Raw genomic sequence first — 25,265 nt, 5'->3', positions numbered from 1 at the left:
AACTAATTTAGTATGAAGAAATATATTAAATCAATATTAACATCGAGGAAGCAGCTTATGCTGCTTCCCCTGATGCTTGTTTCAGGCGGTATCATGCAGGCGCAAACGGCTGTTCCCGATACCATATATGTAAGTTTCAATGCCGCTGATCCGGTAACGATGACGTATGGACAGGACATGAATACGGTTGTTTCCGATGCTGGCTTGACAGGTAGCAGTTTTAGTTATCTGTATGTGAAAGCAGAGGACGGAACGACCAGCGGTTTGAATGGAACCGTATCTTTCAAGGACGGTGCTACCGTAGCCAGTGTATTGAAATTTTCTGCGACGCCGACAGTCGGAGGCGGACAGGCTCTTGGGTTTGTAGCCGATAATCTTTCGGATTATTTTAGCTATACGGCAAATGGTGAGAATGTAGTTTTCTTTACCAGTAATCGGAGTGATGCTACTATAACTCGAACATTGACAGTGAATAAGGCTACATTGAGCATTGCAGCCAAAGACACCAGCCGTTTCTACGGAGACGAAAACCCGGCGACTCCCTGGTCTGCCAAAGACTTTGTGTTCAGCGGGTTCGTGAATGATGATACGGAGGCTATCTTTACTAATTCACAAGTGAATGTATTGCCTACGGTTTCTTATTCGGGAGCAGATAAAAACTCCGTTCCCGGTACCTATGTAATCGAATTGGCCGGTGGACAGGCTGCTAACTATAATCTGGATTTGCAGGTATGGTCGAATAGCTGGCCCGATAGAGGTTTATTGATTGTAAAGAAGTCGCCTTTGACATTGGCTGTTCCCGACAGTGCACGTTTGTATGACGATGCAAATATCGCAACAGTTCCCGGTAGTAAACTCGTTATTACCGAAGGGGTACTGAAAAATGAACAGACGCTGGAAGGTTTATTCCAAGGAGATAATCTAGCGGTAACTCATACGGCTATTTCTGCTGCTGTGAATAAACCGAAGAGTGACGTAGGAACATACAGTTATGAACTGAATGAGGCTTCAGTAACTCAGGTTGCCTATCGATTGTCAAACTACGATATCCAAGCTATCGCTGCGGGTAAATACGAAGTGAAGAAAGATACGATTACAATCACTGTGTTTGATGCTTACCAGGAAGTTCCTATCGATGATAAGAATGTAAAAGTTATGCAGAAAATTTATGGTGAACCGAATCCCGACGGATACTTCTGGTTGAAGAAGAGAGCGGAAAAGCCTGCTGCTGTAGCTCCTTCTTATGCATTCTCGAAAACAGCTGAGGCAGTAAATTATATTTCTGCGACAGCCGAAGGCGACAAAGGCTTCAAAGTAGCTCCGCTTGCCGGATACTTCGATTATGAAGGCAAGAAAGCAACTGAAAAGACTGAAGTAAACCTGAAGCGTGAGAAACCGAATCAGAAAGAAGACAGCCTGTATGTTGCCAAAGTGGATAACATCGACAAAGTATCTTCATTGAACTACGCATTCAAAACCGTTGACGGTTCGTTCCTTATCAACCAGCGTCCGCTGGCTATATGGAAAGTAATTGTTGACCGTGTATATGGTGAAGCCGATAAGGATACGACCTGGACATTCGAACCGAATGACGCTGACAAAAAGCGTGGCTTAGCCATCTTCGATGCGAAATATCAGACAACAACAACTCCTGACGATATCATCGACTTCATGCCGAAAGTTGTCGTTAAGCCAGTTGCTGCCGATAATACGTTGCATGCAGGTTCTTACAACGACACACTGCATATCAAGGTGGTTACTGAAGATAAGTCCATCCAGCCTCCGTTCCAGGCAAAGGACCGTAACTATAAGTTGATTATGAACACTCTGGTTCCCGGAACAATGACCAACGACAGTGTCCGCCTGGAAGTGATGAAAGCTCCGTTGATCATCCGTCTGGATACAATCAAGAGAGCATACGGTTCAGCCGATCCTGAATTTAATAAGGCGGAAGTTCAGAAAGAGTTTATCTCTTACGAAGGCTTCAAGCTCGACGAATCGGCTAACAGCCTGGATTCGACTGCTACCGTAGCTGTCGGAAACCGTATCAAGAATCTGGTTCTAAATAACCGTCCGGCAGGTATCTTACCGGTAGGCACCTATGAACTGACCGGTATCACTGATATCAACAAGGAAAATCCGAACTACGAAATTACAATTGTAGGAAAGGCGCGCTATCAGGTGTATCCGGATAATAGTTATGTCATGGTTTGGACTCCGATACAGAATGAATTGATCGTGGGTGACCTGGTTCGTCTGAATGCCGTTGTAAAACAAGGATCGACCGTGATTGCCGAAGGTTCACAGATTATTTACGAATCATCCGATCCGGCTCTGATCCAGGTAGAGAAGGTGGAAAGCATCTGGTATCTGCGTGCAAAAGCGCTGACAGAAAACGACGGTGTTACCATTACTGCCCGTTACAATGCAGAATCCGGACAGGAAGAAGCGTTGAAGTCGGAAGTATTCAAGGTGGTACGCCTGAAAAACGAAGCAGATTACAATGTTGTATTGGGTAATATGGTCTTTGATTACGATGGTAAAGGTAAAGCAGCCGATGTAAAACTGACCGATCTGAAGGGTATTACCGAATACACTCCGATTGTCACTTATAACGGTGATTACGATCTGCCGGTCGATGCGGGAACCTATAACATCTCCATCTTTGTGAAACATAACGGTTCCGAACTGCTTGTTCGCAAGGAAAAGATGCAGATCAATCCGCGTGAAGTATATGTGAAACCGAAGGATGCACTGATTGCTTATGGCGAGGCTTTGCCGTCTACATTCGAATATACTTATTCCGGCTTTATCGGTAGCGATGACTTCAAGGCGGCTTCTGCTCCTTCTGTAAAAGTTTCCGGCGACATAACCGGTGCCGGTAGTTATACATTGTATGTAGAAGGTGGCGATCCGGGTGCGAACTATACAATCGTAGGAGGTACGGGAACACTTTCTGTATCGAAGGCTTTATTGAAGATCAGTGCCGGTACCGTCAACATCGTTTACGGTGATGAAATACCGGAATTTAAACCTGTATATGAAGGCTTCGTCGGTAACGATAATCCGGATGCCCTGAACTTCCTTTACACGGTGAAAACGAATGTGAAACCGGTCAATGCCGGCACTTACGATCTGGTTATCGACTGTCTGAGTTCGGATGAAGACAACTACGCCGTGACACTGGTTCCTGGCAAGTTGAATATAGCGAAAGCAGCAGCCGGATTACAGTTCTCAGTCGAATCGACAACGATTACAGTTGGTGATTCCGTTCTGCTGTATGCGAACTGCGAATCTCCGGCGAAGATATCTTTCGCTGCTGAGCATATTGATGTTGCCGGCCTGCGTAACCATGTAGAAGGCGTACACGTTATCGGTAAATCCGAAGGTGTAACCAAGGTATATATCACTATACCGGAATCTACAAACCACTTGTCACATCGTGATTCTGTGACTTTCAATGTGAAGATGGGCGCAGTAGGCAATGAGTCGATCACTTTACAAGGTGTCGGTTTGTATCCTACAATCGTAGAATACAATGCGACAGTCGTTTCCGAAATGCCGGTAGAAGCAATCTATGTGATTGACGCATCCGGTAAACTTCAGAAATTGTTCAGGAATCCTGAGCAGGTTATCGACCTGAGTCAGTTGCGTAGCGGTTACTATCTGGTACGGATCGTCCTGACGAATGGTGAAACGAAGACTGTGAAGATTGTTAAGAAGTAATATTTCCTGTCTCCCTTTCGGGAAGTGGATAAAAAAATCGGAGCCCCTCGGATATTATTCCGGGGGGCTTTTGTATATTTGTCATGTAAACCACTATAAAGTAATGTATTATGAGTAAATTTCTACTAAGGATTTTGTGCTGTGTCCTGATTATTAAAGGAGCGGCTTTTTTTAGTTATGTGAGTGCCCAGTCTGTTCCCAATGGCGATTTCTCTGCTGAATGGGAGACCGGCTATAATGGGGTCGGCAAGCAACCGGCTTTCTGGAAGGCATCGAATGTCAGTCAGATGGGTGTAAAGAAAGAGTTGGTAACCCGCAATTCGGATGGCTCCGTGCAGTTGACTAACCAGTTTGTCGGTTTGTTCGGAATCGGGTCGAATGCACCGGCTTATATCTCTCTGGGAACTCCCTGGGTATATGCCAATATTTCGGATATATCCAAGAGTGATGGAGGAACAACCGGAGGAATAGAATTTACCCATCGTCCGGATTCTATTGTCGGTGTATTCAAACGTAAAGTCGTTGCGGAAGAAACTGCCTGGATGGTCCTTTATCTCTGGAAAGGAACAGTCGTTTCCCAAAGTCCGGATGGCAAAGAGTTGATCGATAATGAGAAAGACGTGCTGGCGGAGAATGGTTCTGTTACCCTGATCGGTAAAGCTGAATTTGAAATAAAAGACGAGTTATCCGACTGGACGCGTATCTCGGTACCTGTCGACTACCTGTCGGAAGAAACCCCGGAGAAGATGAATATAACCATATCCGGTGCCGATTACCGTAATCGCAGCCTGATAAAGGAGAATAATACCTTATCGGTGCAAAATGTGGAACTGATCTATAAAGACCCGGTTTCAACAGAAAAAGTACAATTGCCATCCGATTTGATTTCCGTCGTTGACAATATCCTGTATCTGAATGGTAATTACAAAAACCTGACAGTCTATGCAATGAGTGGAAAACAGGTCTACTATTCTGCCCGTCCGGGAGAAACCGTTTCCCTGTCCTCCCTTCCTGCTGGAATTTATTCCTTGAGAGTCGAAGGAGAACAAGGTGTACAGACGATGAAGTTCCGGGTTCGTTAAAAGATATTATTATTCGGAGGATGAAGGAGATTCTGACTAGAATGGCGTATATTTGCCCTATATCCAACAAACACTTTAATTTATCAATTTGAAATGAAAAGACTATGTATGGCTGTTATGGCAATGTGTTTATTGCTGTCATGCGGCGAAAAAAGAGAAGAGGCTACACTCTCCGGGTTAATGAAGTCTGATTTTGTATCGGAAGTGGAAGGTAAGCCGACCGCCTTGTATGTGTTGAAGAATAAGAATGGGGCAGAGGCTTGTATTACAAACTACGGTGGACGCCTGGTTTCTGTAATGGTTCCGGATAAGAATGGAAAAATGACCGATGTCGTGCTGGGTTATGATAATATCGGGCAGTATGTGCAGTCGGACGGAAACTATGGTGCTTTGATCGGACGTTACGGAAACCGTATCAATCAGGGTAAGTTTACTTTGGATGATATTGAATATACGCTTCCTCAAAATAACGGTGCGCATTGCCTGCATGGTGGTCCGCAGGGTTATCACGCTCGCATGTGGGATGCTAAGCAGCTGAACGACCAGGCGCTGGAGTTAACTTATCTTTCAAAAGACGGTGAAGCCGGCTTCCCCGGAAATCTGGATATCAAGGTTACTTATACGTTGACGGATGACAATGCTGTCGGTATCAAATATGAAGCAACAACCGACAAGAAGACGGTTGTGAACCTGACAAACCATAGTTACTTCAATCTCTCCGGTGTTCCCGGTTCCGATGTGTTGGACCAGTTGGTTATGATTAATGCAGACAACTACACTCCGGTTGACAGCACTTTGATTCCCGTAGGTATCAGTCCTGTTGATGGTACTCCGCTGGATTTGCGTACTCCGGTAGCTATCGGCAAACAGATTAACGACCCGTTCCAGCAATTGCAGTTTGGGCGTGGGTATGACCTGAACTGGGTGCTGAATACAAACGGCGATAAGAATGTTCTGGCAGCCAAGGCGTATTCTCCGACCAGCGGTATCGCTCTGGAAGTATATACCAATGAACCGGGTATCCAGTTCTATACCGGAAACTTCATGGATGGAAAAGATACCGGAAAACATGGTGTCTTATATCCGCATCGTGGTGCTTTGTGTCTTGAAACACAGCATTATCCGGATTCACCCAACCATCCGGATTTCCCGAGTGTAGTGCTTAATCCGGGAGAAAAGTACCTCAGTGAATGTATCTATAAGTTTACGGTGGAGTAAGTAGTTCCAGTTTGTAGTAAGGAATGCAGACGAAGCGCAGAATAACGCAGATACTATTTTTATTAATAAGTCTGCGTTATTCTGCGCTTTCTGCGTCGTCTGCGTCCGGTAATATCCTTTTGGTATATCTTTTTTTCTTGTTAATAATTCTTTGCAAAGAATATATATTCTTCCTTTTAGCTATCTTTGCTTCGTTCAATGGGGAAGCCGTCCTTTGAGTTTCGGTTGCTCTCCTTGGGAACGATATGTAAGCGTTTAAGATATTATCTTTGGAACTGAAAATCGCCAAGTTTCTAGTCGGACAAAGATGATAGACAACTGAACGCTCACGCTTGTTATATATACTCCTGTATGTAGAATAGAGCGTGGGCTGTTGTCTTATTATTTGTTCGATGGGTGTTTGGCGATACCTCAGTTCCGAATAATGGATTAACAGTTTCCACGCTTCTTTATGATATAAAAATGCCAAACGAGGGAAACGGGGCGGCTTGATTGACGTATGAACCCAAAAGAAAGAGAACGGATTGCTGTTTGCCGTGTTTTACTGGATATCGCCGAAGGAACGGATGGCTATGCCTCCGTATCTGATTGTCCCCATTATCAACAGTTGCAGAATAAAATCCTTTTGACGGAGCAGGATTTTGAGAAGGCACGGGATACTTCGGTCCTGGAAAGCCTGGTAGTCCTGAAAGGGGCGCATTACAACATCAAGATGATGCTGGCACTGACCGTATGTGACCTGTATTCAGAGTATATGGTTATTCCGCTTAACTACCGCCTGGTTTTCGAAACATTGATGAGCGCGATTGACTGGCCCATCTCTTTTTCCGAAGTGCTGGCGAAGAGTAAAACGGAATAACGACTTTTAGAACAGGTTATAGTTTGTTCTGAGTACTTTAAATTCTGTGCGGCGGTTTATCTGGTCTGCTATTTCCTGTTGTTCGGGAGTCAGCGTCAGGATAAACTCTTCCGTCAATACATCTCCTTCATTCAGGAAATCGTAGTTCTTTGCCATCTTCTTATTGATAACTTTCGGTACGCTTTCGCCATAGCCTTTGGCCTCCAGGCGTTCTTTTTCGATACCTCCTGCAATCAGGTAATCCACTACTGATTGGGCACGGCGTTGTGCCAGGCGTTCGTTATACTGGTCGCTTCCTTTACGGTCAGTATGCGCTCCCAATTCGATTGTTACGTTCGGGTTGTCGTTCAGCATCTTAATCATTTCATCCAGTGCCTTCTGTGATTCGGGGCGCAGGGTTGCTTTGTCGAAGTCATAGAAGATGTTTTCGATAACTACCGGTTTGCTTATCGGGGAGAGGTAGAAGTCTACGATATACGTCTCGTTCTTTTCTTCCGGTCCGGTTTTCAGTTCGAAATTCTGGTTGAGGTAACCGCGGGCGCTTGCCATCATTACGTAACGGATATCACGTTCCAGTTCTACGCGGTAGGTACCGTCTTTTTTTGCCAGTACTTTTTCGTTCAGCCCGTCTTTTCCGACGATGCGGACTGTTGCGTCTTCAATCGGATTCTCGTCCACATCAGACACGATACCTTCGATAAAGATGGTTATGACAGGAAGCTCGAATGAGTACAGGTGGTCGTAGCCGCGGGCGTCATTGCGGTTGGAGCTGAAAAAGCCTTTCTCCTTATCTCCTTCGAAGGTGATGCCGAAATCGTCACCCATCGAGTTGATGGGTGCTTTCAGGTTCTCGACATGCCATTTGCCGGTGCTGTCCTGGGTTGCTTTGAACAGGTCCAGTCCGCCCATGCCCGGATGGCCGTTGGAGGTGAAATAGAGTGTGACGGAGTCGCGTACGTACGGAAACATTTCGTCGCCGGGTGTATTGATGTCCGGCCCTAGGTTTTCCATGGGGCCGAAGTCATTGCCTACGAGCCGGGAGCGGAAAATATCTTTTCCTCCGAAACCGCCGACAGCGTCCGATACATAATACAGGTATTTTCCGTCGGGCGAGACTGCCGGGTGTCCCAGGGCGGTAACCGAGTCTTTCACGATGCTGGCACGTGTCCCTTTTCCCCATTTGGCACTGCTGCGGGTGGATACATATATTTCTGACGTGCGCGGTCCTTCCGGGTCCTGTGCGCAATAGGTGTAATACATGGTGTTGCCGTCTTTCGAGAAAGAAGGGGTTCCTTCATCAAATTCGGTATTTACTTCATCCTCCAGTTCGACGGGGGCGAGCCAGTTGCCCTGTTCATCCTGTTTGACCAGGAAGAAATCGTTGTTTCGCTGGCCGGTGATGGCACTGATCGTTTCGTCTTTGTCTTTGTTGGCTCCTTTCGGTGTACGGGAAGAGGTGAAGTAGAGCTGGTCGTATTTCTCACCGTAAAGCATTGGGCTGAATTCGCCTCGGCGGGAGTTGAATTTCTCCATCCGCTTAACGATATAACGGCTCGGGTTTTGTTTCCATTGCGGGGCCAGTTCGCTTCCTTTGATACCGTTGAGGGCCAGTTGGCTTTCCGGGTTTAATAACAGGAAGTCCTTGTAATGGCGTATGGCGTCCATATATTTTCCGCTTTTCTGGTACATCTGTCCCAGACGCAGGCTCACGATACTGTCGGGATAATCATAGCGCAGCGCATTCATATAGGCACTGGTCGCCCTCGGAGTGTTATTGATAAGCCGGTTACATTCAGCCATCCGGTAGGCGATATACCCGCGTAGATCCCGTTTCTGCGGAGACGTTTTCGTATACACTTTCCGGTAAATAGCCGCCGCCTCAAAGTATTCACCAATCCGCTGCTTCTCTTCTGCATCGCTCAGCTTCGCCGATTTGCAGGAAAACAGCAGTAATGCGGTTAAAAACAGTAGTATATAGGGAGTAATCTTCTTATTCATCACCGGATAATCTTTATATTATGTAATAACGAACGGATTGATAGGATATTGCCCGGACCGGGATTCATTATTATAATAGCAGCGAACTATCCCCATAACTCAAAAAGCGGAAATCATGTCCCAGGGCATAATCATAGATGTTCTTCCAATCGCCTTTTACGAATGCTGAGATTAACAGCAGCAAAGTGCTTTTCGGCTGGTGGAAGTTGGTGACGATTCCCTTTACAACTTTGAATTCATATCCCGGGGCAATGATAATCTGCGTGGCTGTAATCAGCGTATTCAGCTGGTGTTTGTCCAGATAATCGAGTATGTTTTGCAAAGCCTCGGTCGGTGTCAGACGGTTATTGGCGTCCTCATACGGCATCCATTGTCTGACAACCAGCTCTTCGGAAGTCGCATCCGGATGGGTGGCAAGCGTGACGCCGATATAATACAGGCTTTCGAGCGTGCGGACGGAAGTTGTGCCGACTGCAATGATCTTGCCGAAATTCTGCATCACCCGTTCGATGGTGCTGCGGCGCACGGAGATATATTCGGTATGCATCTCGTGCCCTTCTATCGTTTCGCTCTTGACCGGTTTGAATGTCCCGGCCCCGACATGCAGCGTCAGTTCTTCACGACCGAAACCTTTGGCATCCAGGTCGGCCAGTACTTCCGGAGTGAAATGAAGTCCGGCTGTCGGTGCGGCAACCGAACCTTTTATTTTGGAGTAAACAGTCTGATAAGTCTTTAGATCACTTTCTTCCGTTTTCCGGTGAAGATACGGAGGTATCGGAAGTTCTCCCGCAGCATCCAGTACTTCGGCAAAGCTGAAACCGCCATCCCAACTGAAACGTACCTGATGCGTCTCTCCGTAACTCTGCACTTTTTCGGCAGATAGTCTGACCGTCTGGCCAGCGACGGTAATTTCCCGGGAAAGAACCGGCTCTTTCCATTTTTTCGCATTCCCTATCAGGCAAATCCAGTTACATGCTTCTGTCTGCTGAAAGATAAGTTCATAATCGTGCGGGGCGGCTGGGTCGAGGCAGAACACTTCGATTTGTGCCCCTGTTGCACGCTGGAATAACAGCCGTGCCTGGATTACGCGGGTATTGTTGAATACCATCAGTGAGCCTTCCGGCAGATAATCCGTAATATGCTTGAAGACGCTTTCGCTGACCTTTCCGTCACGGTAAAGTAACAATTTGGACTCGTCCCGCTTGGGTAGGGGAAACTTGGCGATTCGTTCATCAGGCAACGAATAATTATAATCTTCAATACTTATCTGTTGAGTTTTTGTAACCATTGCTATCTCTGTTTATCAGGCACATTCTTGTTGAACCCGGGTGCAAAAGTACAAATTTGTATGATATTATGGTATAATGAAGTATCTTTGTCGATACGAAATATAAACGACAAAAGCTATGAGTAATATAAAGGTAGGTGATAAAGTCCGCTTCCTGAATACAACGGGAGGCGGTATCGTGCGTGGTTTTAAAGGAAAAGACCAGGTACTGGTGGAAGATGAAGACGGATTCGACATTCCGGCGCTGATTCGTGAATGCGTTGTGGTTGGCGGAGAGAATGAGATGCAGGTGCATAGTTCGAACCGTCCGAAAGTACAGCCGCAACCGCAGGTGCAACAGTCGGCTCCTAAACCGCAGCCGAAACAGGAGGAAGTGAAAATTGAAGAAACAGCCGAGGGGGAACGGATGAATATCTACCTGGCTTATCTTCCGCTCGAACCGACAAAGGTCATGCAGCAAAGCGGTTATGAAGCCTATTTCATCAACGACAGCAACTACTATCTGTTCTTCAACTATATGAACCGCCATAACAACAGCTGGGTCAGCCGTTACAATGGCCTGATAGAACCGAATACGAAAATCTTCTTGGAAGAATTCGGCAAGGAAGACCTGAACGACCTCGAACGGATATGCGTGCAGCTGATTGCTTTCAAGAAGGATAAGCCTTATTCCCTGAAGAACTCCATCTCCGTAGAGTTGCATCTCGATACGGTCAAGTTCTATAAGCAGCATTGTTTTATGGAAAACGATTTCTTTGAGGAAGACGCAATGGTATATCCCATCGTTCGTAACGACGTGCCGGAAAGGGAATTGCTTGTTTCTGCGGCTGACCTGAAAGAGGCGATGTATCAGAAAGTACAGGAAGACCGCCGTACTCCCCAGACTATCGTGAAGAAGAAATCGGACAGCGCCGTATTGGAAGTCGATTTGCATATCACGGAACTGCTGGACAATACAAACGGATTGAGCAACGCGGATATGCTGACCTACCAGTTGGATAAATTTCATGAAATACTGGGTAAGTACGCAAATCATAAAGGACAAAAGATTGTCTTTATCCATGGCAAAGGGGATGGCGTTCTGCGTAAAGCGATAGAAAAGGAACTGAAAACAAGATACAAACAATACTATTATCAGGATGCATCTTTCCGTGAATACGGTTTTGGTGCCACTATGGTGACTATCAAATAAGAATTACCTCCTGATAAACAGGCGATAACAACCGGGTAAATCTTATTTACCTTTGCAGGAAATCTGTTGCCGACAGTGTCGAAAGCTTTGCCGACAGCGTCGACAATTTTGCTGACAGTGTCGACAATATTGCCGACGTCGTCGGCAACAACTTCCCTGCTGAGGAAAAAGGTATTAGCTCCGGTTTATAACAGCAACAAGCTATGGCAACCGAAATAGAAAGGAAATTCATTGTAAAGGGAGACTTCTCTAAAGAAGTCTGCGATTCCCAGCGTATCGTGCAAGGCTACATTTGTTCGCAGCCCGGTCGTACGGTGCGTATCCGTATAAGAGGTGAGAAAGGTTTTCTTACCATTAAAGGCCCTTCCGATGATAAAGGCCTGAGCCGTTACGAGTTCGAGCAGGAGATTCCTTTGCCGGATGCCGAACAGCTTCTGACCCTCTGCGAACCCGGAGCTATCGACAAAGTGCGCCATCTGGTTCGCGTCGGTAAACATACCTGGGAGGTCGATGTCTTCCACGGAGCCAACGAAGGCCTGGTTATGGCCGAAATAGAACTGGCTTCCGAAGATGAACCGTTTGAGAAACCCGACTGGATAGGGGAAGAGGTCAGTGGAGACCGTAGATATTACAATTCGATGCTGACTAAGGAACCCTATTCCCAATGGACAAAGAAATAATAATAATTTAAACAATAAAACACCATGAAGAAAATCTTATTATCCGTTCTGGCCGCCGCCCTGTCATTGCCCGCTGTTGCGGACGAAGGCATGTGGTTGCTTCCGTTACTCCAGCAGCAGAAGTTTCCGGAAATGCAGGCGCTGGGACTTAAATTGCAGGATTACGATATCTACAGTCCTGATTCCGCATCCCTGAAAGATGCGGTCGTTATCTTCGGCGGAGGCTGTACAGGTGAAATCGTTTCGCCGGACGGCCTGTTGCTGACAAACCATCATTGCGGATATGGCCAGATACAACAACACAGTACGCTGGAGCATGATTATCTGACCGATGGCTTTTGGGCGACAACCCGTGAGCAGGAATTACCGAACCCCGGACTGACCGTCACCTTCATCGACAAGATAGAAGATGTAACCGATTATGTAAAGAAAGAACTGGAGAAAGATACAGACCCGCAAAGCATGAACTTCCTTTCCCCGAAATACCTGAACGGGTTGGCGAAAGCCAAAGTCGGAGAAAAGTTCCTGCAGGATAATCCCGGTACGGAAGTAGAGATTAAGGCTTTCTACGGAGGTAACGTATATTATATGTTCACGAAGAAAATCTATTCCGACATCCGCCTGGTCGGTGCTCCTCCTTCATCTGTCGGTAAGTTCGGTGCGGATACCGACAACTGGATGTGGCCGCGTCATACCGGCGACTTCTCCGTCTTCCGTGTCTATGCCGATGCGAACGGTAATCCGGCGGAATATTCCGAATCGAATGTCCCGTTGCGTCCGAAACGTTGGTTTAAAATCTCCGTCAAAGGTGTTGAAGAAGACGATTATGCCATGATGATGGGATTTCCCGGCCGCACAAACAAGTACTATACCTCCTGGGAGGTGGCCGAACGTCGCGACATAGACAATACAGTTCGTATCAATATCCGTAACCTTCGCCAGGAAGTCATGTTGGACGAGATGCTGAAAGACCCATCTGTCCGTATTCAGTACGCCAGCAAATATGCCGGTTCGACCAATGCCTATAAGAATGCTATCGGAAGCAACTGGGCAATAAAGAAACGTAACTTCGAGCAGGTAAAAAAAGAAGAACAAGACCGTCTGATTGCCTGGGCGCAAAAGAATAACGAATCAAGCTACCCGGAAGCCTTATCGACCCTCGAACAGATAGTTTCCGACCGGAAAGACCTCCGTTTCCGTAGCTGGATGCTGGATGAGGCTATCCTGCGTGGGATTGAATTTACAAAAGTACCGACAGAGGTGCAGTCCGTCAGTGATGCCCTGAGAGGAAAAGACCGCAACGAGCAACAGAAACAAATCCGTCTGCTGGATATGGCTTACCATCGTTTCGCCGATAAGGATTATGCCCCGGAAGTAGACAAGAAGATTGCAAAGGTCATGCTGAAGGAATACCGCCGCCTGGTTCCCGCAAAGTCCCAGCCTGCTTATTTCTCTTTGATTGACAAGAAATTCAAAGGTGATGTAGACCGTTTTGTCGATTACCTGTTTGATAAATCTATCTACGGAAGCGAAGAGAACTTCGATAAGTTCAAAACGCGTCCTTCCGTGAAAGCCCTGGAGCAGGATCCGATGATCTTGTTTGCCAAATCCGTGCAGGAGGAAAAAGCGAATCTGAATGCTGCTCTGGCCGATTTCGATTCCGGATATGCGTTGGCTCATAAAGAATATGTAAAAGGATTGCTGGCAATGTATCAGGATAAAGCCAATTTCCCCGATGCCAATTTCTCTCTGCGCCTGACCTATGGACAGGTGAAAGGCTATCGTCCGAAGGATGCCGTTTATTATAACTGCCAGACCACTCTGGACGGTGTGATGGAAAAGGAAGATTCAACGAATTGGGAGTTTGTTGTACCGTCCCGCCTGAAAGCGCTTTATGAAGCCAAAGACTTCGGCCGCTATCAGATGCCCGACGGACGAATGCCGGTAGCTTTCAGTGCAACTACCCATACTACCGGAGGTAATTCCGGCAGTCCTGTCCTGAATGCGAACGGCGAACTGATCGGTATCAACTTCGACCGTAACTGGGAAGGTGTAGGCGGCGATATCCAGTACTTGCCGGACTATCAGCGCAGTATCATCGTCGATATCCGTTATGTCTTATTCCTGATCGACAAATATGCCGGAGCCGGCTATCTGCTGGAGGAGATGGATTTGGTGGAATAATAGGAAAGAAATCTGAATTCCGGATAGCTGGATGTGAACGTCTGGCTATCCGGGATGGGATTAAAGCCATAAAAAAAGCGAATGATTGATACAATCACTCGCTTTTTTTATATTCTGATATAATTAAAACATGCCTTTTTCAAGTTCAGCTGCTTTTACGCGGAAAATATATCCGTTACGTGAGAATACTAATTCTCCGTCTTCTTTCTTTTTCTGGTTAACTAAGCGTTGAAAAGCTATATTGGCTCCTTTAACTATATTCTCTTCAAATTCTCTTACTTCTTGTTCACTCATGATGTTCAAGTTTAGTGTAAATATCCGAATTATATATCTCTTTTTTTTCATTCTTGAATCCTTTGGCGATTACTTCCATCGGAGACATAGAATTGTCTGTTACCATCCAATAATCACTAATGGGGATATATAGTTCAAAAAGATTGTGAATACCCGCCTCGTATCTGCGACGGATAGTACTTTCCGGTATGTTATGACCACCGGCAGCCACTCTCATTTTTACCCGTTCCACTGCCAAATCCGGCGTATTCAACCAGAAATATAACAATGTCACATAATATCCTTCCCTTTGTGCTTCCCTGATCAGGTTTGCGACTGATCGGGTGGCGAGCGTAGTTTCCATTGCAAAAGTCTCACCGGCTGCGATGAGTTCTTTGATGCGCTTATACATAATACGGCTTGCTTCTACAGCTACGGCGATACTATCTGCATTAAAAGGGGAAAGCCCCTTGGCTATCTCGTCGGAATTCACGAACTCCTTACACTTCAACATTTCTGGAAGTATTGTAAAGGAAGCCGTTGTTTTCCCTGCTCCGTTGCAACCTGATATTATATATAAATATGGCACTATTTGCTGCTTTTGACAGGGCAAATATAGATAATAGTTTTATATGTTGTACAATTTATTTCTCAAAAATCGTGAAAATGTGCAGAATTTGTACGAATAACCCCGCATTTCGTTGTTTCGGAGGGCTGTTTTGTTAAAATTAGACCCATAAAAGGTCGCTCATGATACCATCGGAGATAAAAATCCCTTCCCTGGAAAGGAGTAAAGTTTCGCCTTTTTGAATAAGCAGGCCCTGTTTAAGGTAAGGAGCTGCCTGCTTTTGACAGTAGGCAAGTTTCTCTTTTTCGAACTGTCTTTGAATTTCAACTAAGCTAATGCCCCACATGGTGCGAAGTCCGGTGATAATGAAGTCGTTGTAGCGGGTGTTTAAATCCAGTTCCTCTACTTCTATGTCGGGTGAACCGCTATCGATTCCCCGGAGATAGGCCGGGAGTGAGGATATATTCCATTGGCGGCTTATTCCGTTATAGGAATGGGCGGACGGACCTATCCCCAGGTATTTCCTGCCGGTCCAGTACGAACTGTTATGGCGGGAGAGCATTCCGGGACGTCCAAAGTTGGATATTTCATACTGCTGATATCCGTTTGCCGTCAGCCGTTCTATCAGTGAGGTGAAAAGGGCCACGCTGATCTCTTCTTCTACGGGAGAAATCTTTCCGGCTTCCTTTAGTTTATATAAAGCCGTACCTTCTTCATATATTAAATGGTAAGCGGAGATATGTGGAATGTCGAGCCGGATAGTGGTGTCGAGATTGGCTTCCCATTCTTTTACAGTCTGTCCGGGCAGACCGTATATCAGGTCGATGCTGATATTCGATAAACCGTTCTTCTTACATAAGTCGACTGCTCGCAAGGCCTGTTCCCGGTTATGGCGACGGTTCAGGAAGTGGAGGTCCTCTTCCTTGAAACTTTGTACTCCCATACTGACACGGTTAAAGGGGAGTGAGCGCAGGGAGGCCACATATTCGGGTGTCATATCGTCCGGATTGGCTTCCAGGGTGATTTCCTGACAATGGCTTACATCGAAAAGCCGGTGGATGGCATTGAATATACGGTCGAAATCTTTCGCCTCCAGTTGGGAGGGGGTCCCGCCACCGAAATAAATGGTTTCGACAGGTTCGCCATCCGTATACTCCTTGCGTAATTCCAACTCACGGATCACGGCGGCAAGGTACGGTTCTTTGTACTTCATCTCCGTATTGGAGAAAAAATCGCAGTACAAACAACGTTTTGCACAAAAGGGAATATGGATATAAAGGCCTGCCATTATTTGAGTATTGTCCATAGTTTTTGAGGGTCTTGACGGGTATTTTGTTGTTTTACAAGAGGATCCCAGATTATTTTCATTGTAAGGATTTTATGAAGTCACTCATTTCCTGCTCTTCGATATAGTTTCCGCTCTTTTTATTATTTTCGGCTCGGTTTAACAATGCATTCAGGAGTTCGGAAGGCATATCATACGTTTTGGTCGGAGAGTCGGATAGTAACTTTTTAATGTACTTCTCGGCTTTAGCCAGTTTCTCGTTATCCAGTTGCATCAGAGCTTCAACCAGATCCATTTTACGTGCTTTTAATTCCATAGTTGTCATAGTAATAATCTTAATTTATATCTATTATACAAAGGTACGAAAAAATATCCCAGAAGAGGCCTGTTACATAACATAGTTCTCAAACACGGGGCAGATAATTGTTTTTTTCCTGTACATTCTCTAATTTGCGGCCTCGTGAGTAATTCACGTAATGATATTTATTGTTAAACTCAAAATACCTGATATCATGAAAGTATACCAAACAAACGAAATTAAGAACATCTCTATCTTGGGAAGTTCGGGCTCTGGGAAAACCACTCTCGCTGAAGCAATGCTTTACGAGGGTGGAGTTATAAAACGTCGTGGCTCTGTAGACGGAGGAAATACAGTGAGCGACTATTTCCCGGTTGAGAAAGAGTATGGATACTCAGTGTTCTCAACCGTTTTCAGTGTTGAGTGGCAAGACAGGAAGCTGAACTTTATCGATTGTCCGGGTTCGGACGACTTTATCGGTGGAGCTGTTTCAGCCCTGAACGTTACCGATACGGCACTGATGGTGTTGAATGCCCAGTATGGTGTGGAAGTGGGAACAATGAACCAGTTCCGGTATACAGAACAATTTCATAAACCCGTTATCTTCGTTGTCAATCAGTTGGATAACGATAAAGCGGACTATGACGGAACAATTGCCCAGCTGAGAGACCAGTTCGGTAGCAAGATTGTTCCTATCCAGTATCCGGTTAGTACAGGAGCATCTTTCAATGCCGTTGTCGATGTATTGAAAATGAAGATGTATCGTTGGAAACCCGAAGGCGGTGTGCCTGACGTTCTGGAAATTCCGGCAGAAGAAATGGACAAAGCGATGGAACTTCACAAAGCGCTCGTTGAGGCAGCTGCCGAAAATGACGATATGCTGATGGAAAAGTTCTTCGAAGAAGGCACATTGAGCGAAGACGATATGCGTGCCGGTATCCGTGCCGGTTTGGTTATCCGCGGTATGTTCCCGGTATTCTGCGTTTGTGCTGGACGTGATATGTGCGTTCGCCGTACGTTGGAATTCCTTGGAAATGTGGTTCCTTGCACCGACAAGATGCCTCGTCCGGTAACGACCGAAGGCGTGGAGGTTACTCCTGTAGCCGATGGCCCGACAAGTCTGTTCTTCTTTAAGACTACTATAGAGCCGCATATCGGCCAGGTTTCTTATTTTAAAGTGATATCAGGAAAAGTAAAAGCAGGAGACGATTTGCTGAATGCCGACCGTGGTTCGAAAGAACGTATCGCACAGTTATTCTCCGTAGCCGGACAGACTCGTAACGAAGTGTCTGAAATGGTGGCAGGCGATATCGGTGCAACAGTGAAGCTGAAAGATGTACGTCGCGGTAATACCCTGAATGGTAAGGGATGTGATTATAAATTCGACTTTATCAAATATCCGGACCCGAAATACCGCCGTGCCGTTAAGCCGGTTAACGAATCGGATGCGGAAAAGATGATGGAAATCCTGAACCGTATGCGTGAAGAAGACCCGACATGGGTTATCGAACAGTCCAAGGAATTGAAACAGACAATCGTTTCCGGACAGGGAGAATTCCACTTGCGTACGTTGAAATGGAGAATTGAAAATAATGATAAGCTGCCGATTGAGTATCTTGAACCGAAGATTCCGTATCGTGAAACCATTACAAAGGCTGCCCGTGCTGACTATCGTCATAAGAAACAGTCCGGTGGTGCAGGCCAGTTCGGTGAAGTTCACCTGATTGTGGAACCTTATTACGAAGGTATGCCGGCTCCGGATATGTATCGTTTCGGCGGACAGGAATATAAAATTAGCGTACGTGATACGCAAACTATTGATTTGGACTGGGGTGGTAAGCTGGTATTTATTAACAGTATCGTTGGTGGAGCCATCGATGCCCGTTTCTTACCGGCTATTCTGAAAGGTATTATGGCACGTATGGAACAGGGACCGTTAACCGGTTCGTACGCCCGTGATGTGCGCATCATTGTCTATGATGGCAAGATGCATCCGGTAGACAGTAATGAAATTTCTTTCATGTTGGCCGGTCGTAATGCCTTCAGTACTGCCTTTAAAGAAGCTGGTCCAAAGATTCTCGAACCTGTTTATGATGTAGAAGTTTCTGTTCCGGGTGATTATCTGGGTGATGTAATGAGCGACTTGCAAGGACGCCGTGCCATCATTATGGGTATGAACAGTGAAAAAGGCTTTGAAAAGTTGTTGGCTAAAGTTCCTTTGAAAGAAATGTCCAACTATTCAACATCTTTGAGTTCTATTACCGGTGGTCGTGCTTCATTCACAATGAAGTTCTCTGCTTACGAACTTGTACCGTCAGATGTACAGGATAAGCTGTTGAAGGCTTACGAAGCTACTCAGTCAGAAGATTGATTAATAAATTAGTATCTAACTATAAGGCATCCTCTTTGGGGGATGCCTTTTTTGTTTCTTTAAGCTGGTATCGCAAGTCGCTTTTTCCTTAAAACTCTTGTTTTAGCTGCTCTAACGTATGGAATACTGCCGGGCAGGTTTCTGCATTCTTAATTGTCAGTGCATGTATCTGGTAGAACTTTTTCCGGTCCGTATGCGGATATTCCCGGCAGGCTTTCGGACGGTCCTCATAAATACTGCAATAATTGTCGCTTCCCAGGAAGGGACAAGGCATTGAACGGAATACATACTCCTTATCTTCATCGATATGCAAATGTCGTTGAACAACTTCATGTGGTTTGATACGCAATGCCTGTGCAATACGTTCGATATCACGGTCCGTGATGCGCGGTCCCAATGTCCGGCAGCAATTCCCGCAGTCCAGGCAATTGATTGAATCGAATACCTCCTGGTGGATGGCATGTATCGTGTCGTCCAGTTCCCGGTGACGGTTCTTCTTGATAGATTTGAAAAAAGTCTTTGTTTCCTTTTCTACTTTTTTAGCTCTCTCAGGGAGGGAGTTAATATCCATAAAATGATTATGTTTTAATTTGAAAGGGCAAATGTAAGCATTTACGGTGGAAAAAGAAAAAGTATCTTCATACGGTTGTTGCAATGCTGTAACAGCGGTTGCGTTTCTTTGTGTAGTGTAAATATCTTACGTATGAAACTAAGAAAATATTATCCGACCGTTGTGCTTTCTGACATTCACCTGGGTTCTGAACACTCCAGGACGAAAGAAGTAACCAATTTCCTTAAACATATTGACTGCGACCGTCTGATCTTGAACGGTGACATCATTGATGGCTGGCAACTTCAGAAATCCGGCAAGCGATGGAAACAGGCACAAACCGATTTCTTTAAAGTCCTGATGAAAATGATGGAGAAGAAAGGGACGCAAATCATTTATATCCGTGGTAATCACGATGATTTCCTCGATAAACTGGTTCCTTTCCGGTTCTCCAATATCTCTATCGTAAAAGACTATTTGCTGAACAGCCACGGGAAGCGTTACCTGGTGACCCATGGCGATATCTTTGATACGATAACAACGAATATGCGTTGGCTGGCGATGCTGGGCGATATCGGTTATACCTTCCTGTTGTGGCTGAACAAGATTTATAACAAGAATCGGGAAAAGCATGGTAAACCTTATTTTTCCCTCTCGCAGCATGTGAAACACCGGGTGAAGAGTGCCGTCTCTTACATCTCCGATTTTGAAAAGGAACTGGTAAAACTTGCACAAGTCCAACGGCTTGACGGAATTATCTGCGGTCATATTCATCAGGCGGCAAATGTCCGGTACGGCAATGTTCATTACCTGAATTCCGGCGATTGGGTAGAAAGTATGACCGCTTTGGTTGAAAATGAACAAGGAGAATGGAATATTCTGACTTACAATAAGGCAGAGTATGATATGGAGGAAGAATCTGTTTCAAAACCTGTATTATATGCTGAAGTGATATGAAAATGCTGTTTATCATACAAGGGGAGGGTAGAGGCCATCTGACACAAGCCTTGTCTCTCCGGCGGAAGCTGGCAGACGAAGGTCATCAGGTTGTCGGTGTGCTTGTCGGGAAAAGTCCGGCTCGTCGTATCCCTGATTTCTTTATGGAGAAAATCAATGCACCGGTCCATTCTTTTGAAAGTCCGAACTTTCTGCCTACGGCAAAGAATAAACAGGTTAATTTGCTGAAAAGTATAGGATATAATGTATTGAGACTGCATAAATATACGGCTAGTATACACTATATTAACCGGATGATAAAGGAAACAGGTGCAGATGTGGTAGTCAATTTTTATGAGTTGTTGACGGGGCTGACTTACTTGTTTTGCCGTCCGAAAGCGATGATGGTTTGCATTGCTCACCAGTATCTTTTTCTGCATCCTGATTTCTCTTTTCCCAAGCTGAATGCAGTCTCTTTATCTTTGTTGAAATTTTTCACCCGTGTAACGGCTATCGGTGCTACGAAAAAGCTCGCCCTGTCATTTCGGAAAATGCGCGAAGTTCCGGCAGATAAGATGGTGGTAGTACCTCCTTTATTGCGTAAGGAAATAATAAATAAGACTCCCCGAAAAGGAGACTATCTGCATGGCTATTTGTTGAATAGTGGATTCAGCGAAGAGGTAAAAGAGTGGCATGCTGCTCATCCGGAGGTTCCGATGCATTTCTTTTGGGATAAGCGGGGAGCCAAAGAAACCACAAAGATTGACGATACACTTTCTTTTCATCAGTTGAACGATATCCGTTTTGTCAAATATATGGCAAATGCCAAAGCGTATGCAACGACAGCCGGTTTCGAATCTGTTTGCGAAGCAATGTATCTGGATAAGCCTGTCCTGATGGTTCCAACCCATATTGAACAGGCCTGTAATGCTCATGATGCTTCTTTGTCGGGAGCGTGTACGGTAGCCGAACACTTCGATTTGGATGCTTTGCTGCATTTATCGGAAACCCACCAGCCAAATCCTGTATTCCGCCATTGGGTACAGCAGGCGGATTGGTTAATCCTGCGTGAATTCCGTGAAGATTTGCTGATGGAGGAGATGCCGTCATCCGTTTGGCATCGCTTGTCTATGCATTGGGTGTATAGGGTGGCGAAGACATTTTCGATTTAACCGGTATCGCATTTTGTTATAAGTTTTTATTGCGTTAAAGCGGTAATGGCTCTTCGCCATTATTTATTCCGGTTAGTTTATATATAATATAATGTACGTGTACATTTTATAATGCTTGCTTATAGCTTTCCTTATCAGGGTTCCCTTTTCATGTTCCTGGTTATAATCTGGAAATGGGAAGGGAAAATAAGGTTTGTCATTTTTATCCCCGATTTTGTACAAACTATCGTATTCAATTGATAAGAAAGGATATGACCTGATAAAAAAATCAATGAAAATAATTGTGGATAAAAAACTATTGTTTACTTTTGCTGAAGTATTTGACGATCGTATGAAAAGCCGGTAGATAAGGCCGGTATTATTAGATAGAACTTTAAATTACTTAGTATTAATATTAAATTTTTGATTATGAACAAAAAGTTTTCTACTTTTTTGGCAGGTGTTGCGTTACTAAGCGCTATGTCTGTTTCTGCTGCTCCTGGTGATGCAGTTCAGTCATTGAAGCTGGGCAAAAATGCTGGCTTATATCAACTGACTGTAGCAGGGGATAAAGTACTTTCTATGGATGCAGATGGTAAGTTGACAGTTGTTGCTGCTCCTACTACTTCTACAGGTTTGGCTAATACTCTTTGGTGTGTTGAAGTTGCAACACAGGTTCAGGGTCAGGCTCCTAAATTCGATTTCGTAAATAAAGGAACAGAACGTCGTTTGGATATTACGATGGCTGGTTTGGAAGGTTTAGCTGAATATGAACATTCTAGCTCTCCTATCGAAGTTGGTGGTGAAATTTCAGGTTGGGCATTTTCTAAAACTTATGAAGAACTTGTACCAAACATGCCTCTTTTCTCTTATTTTAAGGCAGACTCAGTTGTTGGATTTGTTTTAGATGGAGAGAAAGTTGCTGTTGCTAAATCTAGCGCTAAAGATGCTAGTGTAACTACTGCTGACTTTGCAAAGTTTACTTTGAAGAGTTCAAAAGTTGTTACTCTTAATGCGGAAGAATTGAATACAATCTTAGGTATTCAGACTGCAGATAAGGGTGTTAAGTTAACTTTCAAACCGGATACATTGGGTACTTCTTTAGAAAACCCATTCAGCTCACAGAAATTTGTTGCTGAAGAATCTGGTGATCCTACTTATTTGAATGTTAAGAGAGGCGATAACTATTTGAGAGTTGATACCACTTTCACAAATGAAAAGGGTGCTCGCTTCCTTGCATATAAATGGACTACTGCTGCTGTTAAGGCTACTTCTACTATTGCTGAACAGTATAAATTCAAATTTACTTACAGTCCTTCAAATGACAGCTTGACAATTCAGGTTAAGAAAGCTAAATTTGATAATGGGCGCGTTCTTGAAGCATTTGTTTCATTGCAAGACTTGATTAAAAACGAAGCTCGTATCTTAACTGTTGATACATTGGCTCAGAATACAATGATCTCTTTAGGCTTTAAAGGTTGCAATGAAGTATCAAACAGAACTTCAATTGCTTCTGATCTGTATGTTATCAAAAATGCTGCAAATAAATATTTGGCAGTTCCTTTGTATGGTGATAGCACTGCTCAATGGGTAACTCTTGATAAGAATATGGATCCTTGGCACATGCCTGCATTCCAGTGGGTTGTAGAAAAAACTCGTACAAATGCAGAAATGGCTGAAACTTCTCCTATCAAGATTACTAACCGTGAATTTGAAAATGTAGTAGTTGACGCTTCTTTACAGTTATATACTGATGGTCCATCTACAGTAGTTGGATCTGAAATTTCAGCTTCTAATTTCACAAAAGACCCTGCAAATGTAAAAGCTAATCCTTATGTAGGTTACAGATTCCTGGATAAAGATTCTTTGACTGTTACTACTTACAAATTGAGATATTTACATGAATTTGCAGATGACAAATACATGGGTACTTCAAGTGATGCTGCTGATTCAGTTTTATATGTAGGTGCTAAATCTACTTTCGAACTGGCTGCTATGGATGAAGATGGTGTAGGATATGGTTATACTACAAGTGCTATCGCTTCAATGAAAAAGCTTGTAAGAAAAGCTTATACATTGAAACTGAAATCTACAGGTAAATATATCATGGCTGATGCTGAAAAGAGATATGCAGTATCTGCAACAGGTAAACCTGCTGTATTCTATCTGAAAGAAAATAATGACAAAGCTACTCATTACTATGCTTTGATCGATACAGCTTCTTACACTGATGTTCGTAAAGTTGGTGTTGATGATAACAATGTTTATCTGAAAGTTCAGAATTTGAAAGAAACTCGTACTTCTGCATTCTCTGTAGAAATTGATGACGCTCCTCTGTATCGTCGTTTCAACAATGTTGCATTAGGTGAAAGCGCTGTTGATGGTCCTGATAGCTTGAGATTCTACGAAAATATTCGTCACGAATATCTGATGGATGAAACTAACAAAGAATTGAAGAATGAAGGTGTTGCTTACTTAGGTATCTGGACTGCTGATAAGGCAGAAGCTGGTTTGTCATTCCGTATTGATGCAGTTAATATAACAAGCGGTCTTGGTTATATCAAACCTCAGTATTTGATTTCTGTATCTCGTCAGGATCAGGAAGCAGTTGAAGGTACTCCTTGTACTGAAAATTCTCATCACGTAGATGCTGATGGTAATCCAACAGATGCTGCACATTGTGTTCATGCTACTCCTGGAAAAGCTGGATTCGAATATGGTAAATATTTGGTAAGCTTTGCAGATTCTGTTGCTACAGTAGGTCAGGATAAACCTTATACTGATGTTAAAGCAGGTTACACTCGTGTTGGTTTTGTAAAAGCTATCAAGACTGGCGACAGCTTGATCATATTGGTTAATGGTTTTGAAAACATGGATCCGAAAGATCTGAATGTAGAAGAAATTGTTAAGGCTTATACTAAAGCAGGTATTAATACGAAATACATCAATAGTCTGAAGGGTGATAACCATAAGAACTATACTTGGTCATTCCGTTATACAAATCCTGATGGCGCTTCTACTGTTACAGAAGAAGGTGTTGGAAATTCATTCCTGATTGAGTCTAACAATTATGAAGGTAAAATTATTGCTCCTGAAAAAGCAGCATGGATCAAGATGCAGAATGGTTGCATTGTATTGACAGACGAAAAATCTGAATTCAACAATGCTAAGACTGGTGGTGACGGTGCTCTTATTTTCAATGTTGAAAACATCGAAAATGATGAAATGGCTACAGATACTGAGGATATCACAACTTCTGCTGTAACTGTAATCGCTGGTAACGGTGACATCACAATCAAGGGTGCTGCTAATAAGACTGTTACTATCAGCAACGTTCTTGGTCAGACAATTGCTAGCACAGTTCTTTCTTCTGACGAAGCAACTATCTCTGCTCCTGCAGGTATCGTAGTTGTAGCTGTTGAAGGCGAAGCTGCTGTTAAAGCAATCGTAAAATAAGAATTAAAGAATAATTAAACAATATAAAGCTTCTCTGCCTTTCCCCTATGGGGAAGGGCAAGTAGCCTGTGAAGGCGAACAGATTGGAAGCGTAATTTTAGTAATAAAAATAAAATAAAGTTCATCCATGAGTATCCCTGCGAAGGGAGG

At 44.3% G+C, this 25,265-nt stretch carries 18 protein-coding genes; 11 read left to right on the top strand and 7 right to left on the bottom strand.

The window, feature by feature from the left end; genetic code table 11:
* Nucleotides 1-12 precede the first annotated feature (12 nt).
* From DWW91_RS16950 to DWW91_RS16930, 4 genes are all read left to right on the top strand, one after another.
* Nucleotides 13-3,726, top strand: coding sequence for an MBG domain-containing protein (locus tag DWW91_RS16950; RefSeq protein ID WP_122328413.1), 3,714 nt, complete (start codon nucleotides 13-15; stop codon nucleotides 3,724-3,726).
* Nucleotides 3,727-3,836: 110 nt separating this feature from the next.
* Nucleotides 3,837-4,808 (top strand): T9SS type A sorting domain-containing protein, encoded by a 972-nt coding sequence (locus tag DWW91_RS16945; RefSeq protein WP_122328412.1) that lies wholly within the window; start codon nucleotides 3,837-3,839, stop codon nucleotides 4,806-4,808.
* Between the two features lie 93 nt (nucleotides 4,809-4,901).
* Nucleotides 4,902-6,026 (top strand): aldose epimerase family protein, encoded by a 1,125-nt coding sequence (locus DWW91_RS16940; RefSeq protein ID WP_007654855.1) that lies wholly within the window; start codon nucleotides 4,902-4,904, stop codon nucleotides 6,024-6,026.
* A 499-nt stretch (nucleotides 6,027-6,525) separates the two neighbouring features.
* Nucleotides 6,526-6,885, top strand: coding sequence for a hypothetical protein (locus tag DWW91_RS16930; RefSeq protein WP_007654854.1), 360 nt, complete (start codon nucleotides 6,526-6,528; stop codon nucleotides 6,883-6,885).
* Between the two features lie 6 nt (nucleotides 6,886-6,891).
* On the opposite strand, the gene DWW91_RS16925 is transcribed toward DWW91_RS16930, so the two are convergent.
* Together DWW91_RS16925 and DWW91_RS16920 are read right to left on the bottom strand one after the other, a co-directional pair.
* Nucleotides 6,892-8,883, bottom strand: a complete 1,992-nt coding sequence (locus DWW91_RS16925; RefSeq protein WP_122328410.1) for an OmpA family protein — start codon at nucleotides 8,881-8,883, stop codon at nucleotides 6,892-6,894.
* Nucleotides 8,884-8,953: 70 nt separating this feature from the next.
* Complete coding sequence (locus tag DWW91_RS16920; protein WP_010801999.1) at nucleotides 8,954-10,171, bottom strand: S-adenosylmethionine:tRNA ribosyltransferase-isomerase; 1,218 nt, start codon at nucleotides 10,169-10,171, stop codon at nucleotides 8,954-8,956.
* Nucleotides 10,172-10,289: 118 nt separating this feature from the next.
* Between DWW91_RS16920 and DWW91_RS16915 the strand changes: the two genes are divergently transcribed.
* The 3 genes from DWW91_RS16915 to DWW91_RS16905 all read left to right on the top strand — a co-directional run bounded on the left by DWW91_RS16915 (nucleotide 10,290) and on the right by DWW91_RS16905 (nucleotide 14,227).
* On the top strand, nucleotides 10,290-11,363 hold the full coding sequence (locus DWW91_RS16915) for a DUF2027 domain-containing protein (protein WP_122328409.1): 1,074 nt from the start codon (nucleotides 10,290-10,292) through the stop codon (nucleotides 11,361-11,363).
* Between the two features lie 203 nt (nucleotides 11,364-11,566).
* Entirely contained in the window at nucleotides 11,567-12,043 is a 477-nt protein-coding gene (locus DWW91_RS16910) for a CYTH domain-containing protein (protein ID WP_010802001.1), read from the top strand.
* Nucleotides 12,044-12,067: 24 nt separating this feature from the next.
* A complete protein-coding gene (locus DWW91_RS16905; RefSeq protein WP_122328408.1) occupies nucleotides 12,068-14,227 on the top strand; it encodes a S46 family peptidase in 2,160 nt (719 codons plus the stop codon).
* 123 nt (nucleotides 14,228-14,350) lie between these two features.
* Here DWW91_RS16905 and DWW91_RS27865 read toward each other — a convergent pair whose 3' ends face one another.
* From DWW91_RS27865 to DWW91_RS16890, 4 genes are all read right to left on the bottom strand, one after another.
* On the bottom strand, nucleotides 14,351-14,521 hold the full coding sequence (locus DWW91_RS27865) for a hypothetical protein (protein WP_007654848.1): 171 nt from the start codon (nucleotides 14,519-14,521) through the stop codon (nucleotides 14,351-14,353).
* Nucleotides 14,514-15,113 carry a zeta toxin family protein gene (locus tag DWW91_RS16900; protein ID WP_007654847.1) on the bottom strand — a complete coding sequence of 200 codons (600 nt, stop codon included), beginning with the start codon at nucleotides 15,111-15,113 and terminating at the stop codon, nucleotides 14,514-14,516. The genes DWW91_RS27865 and DWW91_RS16900 overlap by 8 nt, the downstream gene beginning before the upstream one ends.
* 115 nt (nucleotides 15,114-15,228) lie before the next feature.
* Nucleotides 15,229-16,356 (bottom strand): radical SAM family heme chaperone HemW, encoded by a 1,128-nt coding sequence (gene hemW / locus DWW91_RS16895; protein WP_122328427.1) that lies wholly within the window; start codon nucleotides 16,354-16,356, stop codon nucleotides 15,229-15,231.
* 76 nt (nucleotides 16,357-16,432) lie between these two features.
* Nucleotides 16,433-16,669 carry a hypothetical protein gene (locus DWW91_RS16890; protein ID WP_052329213.1) on the bottom strand — a complete coding sequence of 79 codons (237 nt, stop codon included), beginning with the start codon at nucleotides 16,667-16,669 and terminating at the stop codon, nucleotides 16,433-16,435.
* Nucleotides 16,670-16,865: 196 nt separating this feature from the next.
* Between DWW91_RS16890 and DWW91_RS16885 the strand changes: the two genes are divergently transcribed.
* Nucleotides 16,866-19,022 (top strand): translation factor GTPase family protein, encoded by a 2,157-nt coding sequence (locus DWW91_RS16885; RefSeq protein ID WP_122328407.1) that lies wholly within the window; start codon nucleotides 16,866-16,868, stop codon nucleotides 19,020-19,022.
* A gap of 88 nt (nucleotides 19,023-19,110) precedes the next feature.
* Here the strand turns inward: DWW91_RS16885 and DWW91_RS16880 are convergent, their stop codons facing one another.
* On the bottom strand, nucleotides 19,111-19,593 hold the full coding sequence (locus DWW91_RS16880; protein WP_007654842.1) for a YkgJ family cysteine cluster protein: 483 nt from the start codon (nucleotides 19,591-19,593) through the stop codon (nucleotides 19,111-19,113).
* A gap of 132 nt (nucleotides 19,594-19,725) precedes the next feature.
* Between DWW91_RS16880 and DWW91_RS16875 the strand changes: the two genes are divergently transcribed.
* The 3 genes from DWW91_RS16875 (at nucleotide 19,726) to DWW91_RS16865 (ending at nucleotide 25,115) form a co-directional block, all read left to right on the top strand.
* Nucleotides 19,726-20,529 (top strand): UDP-2,3-diacylglucosamine diphosphatase, encoded by an 804-nt coding sequence (locus DWW91_RS16875; RefSeq protein WP_122328406.1) that lies wholly within the window; start codon nucleotides 19,726-19,728, stop codon nucleotides 20,527-20,529.
* Entirely contained in the window at nucleotides 20,526-21,680 is a 1,155-nt protein-coding gene (locus tag DWW91_RS16870) for a glycosyltransferase family protein (protein WP_122328405.1), read from the top strand. Before DWW91_RS16875 ends, DWW91_RS16870 begins: the two co-directional genes overlap by 4 nt.
* A gap of 408 nt (nucleotides 21,681-22,088) precedes the next feature.
* Complete coding sequence (locus tag DWW91_RS16865) at nucleotides 22,089-25,115, top strand: DUF6383 domain-containing protein (protein WP_122328404.1); 3,027 nt, start codon at nucleotides 22,089-22,091, stop codon at nucleotides 25,113-25,115.
* The last annotated feature ends 150 nt before the right edge of the window (nucleotides 25,116-25,265 follow it).

The sequence above is a fragment of the Parabacteroides sp. AF17-3 genome (assembly GCF_003635445.1).
Classification (GTDB): Bacteria; Bacteroidota; Bacteroidia; order Bacteroidales; family Tannerellaceae; genus Parabacteroides; species Parabacteroides goldsteinii.
Note: the sequence above shows the minus strand (reverse complement) of the source record. Positions and strands in the feature narration are given on the sequence as shown.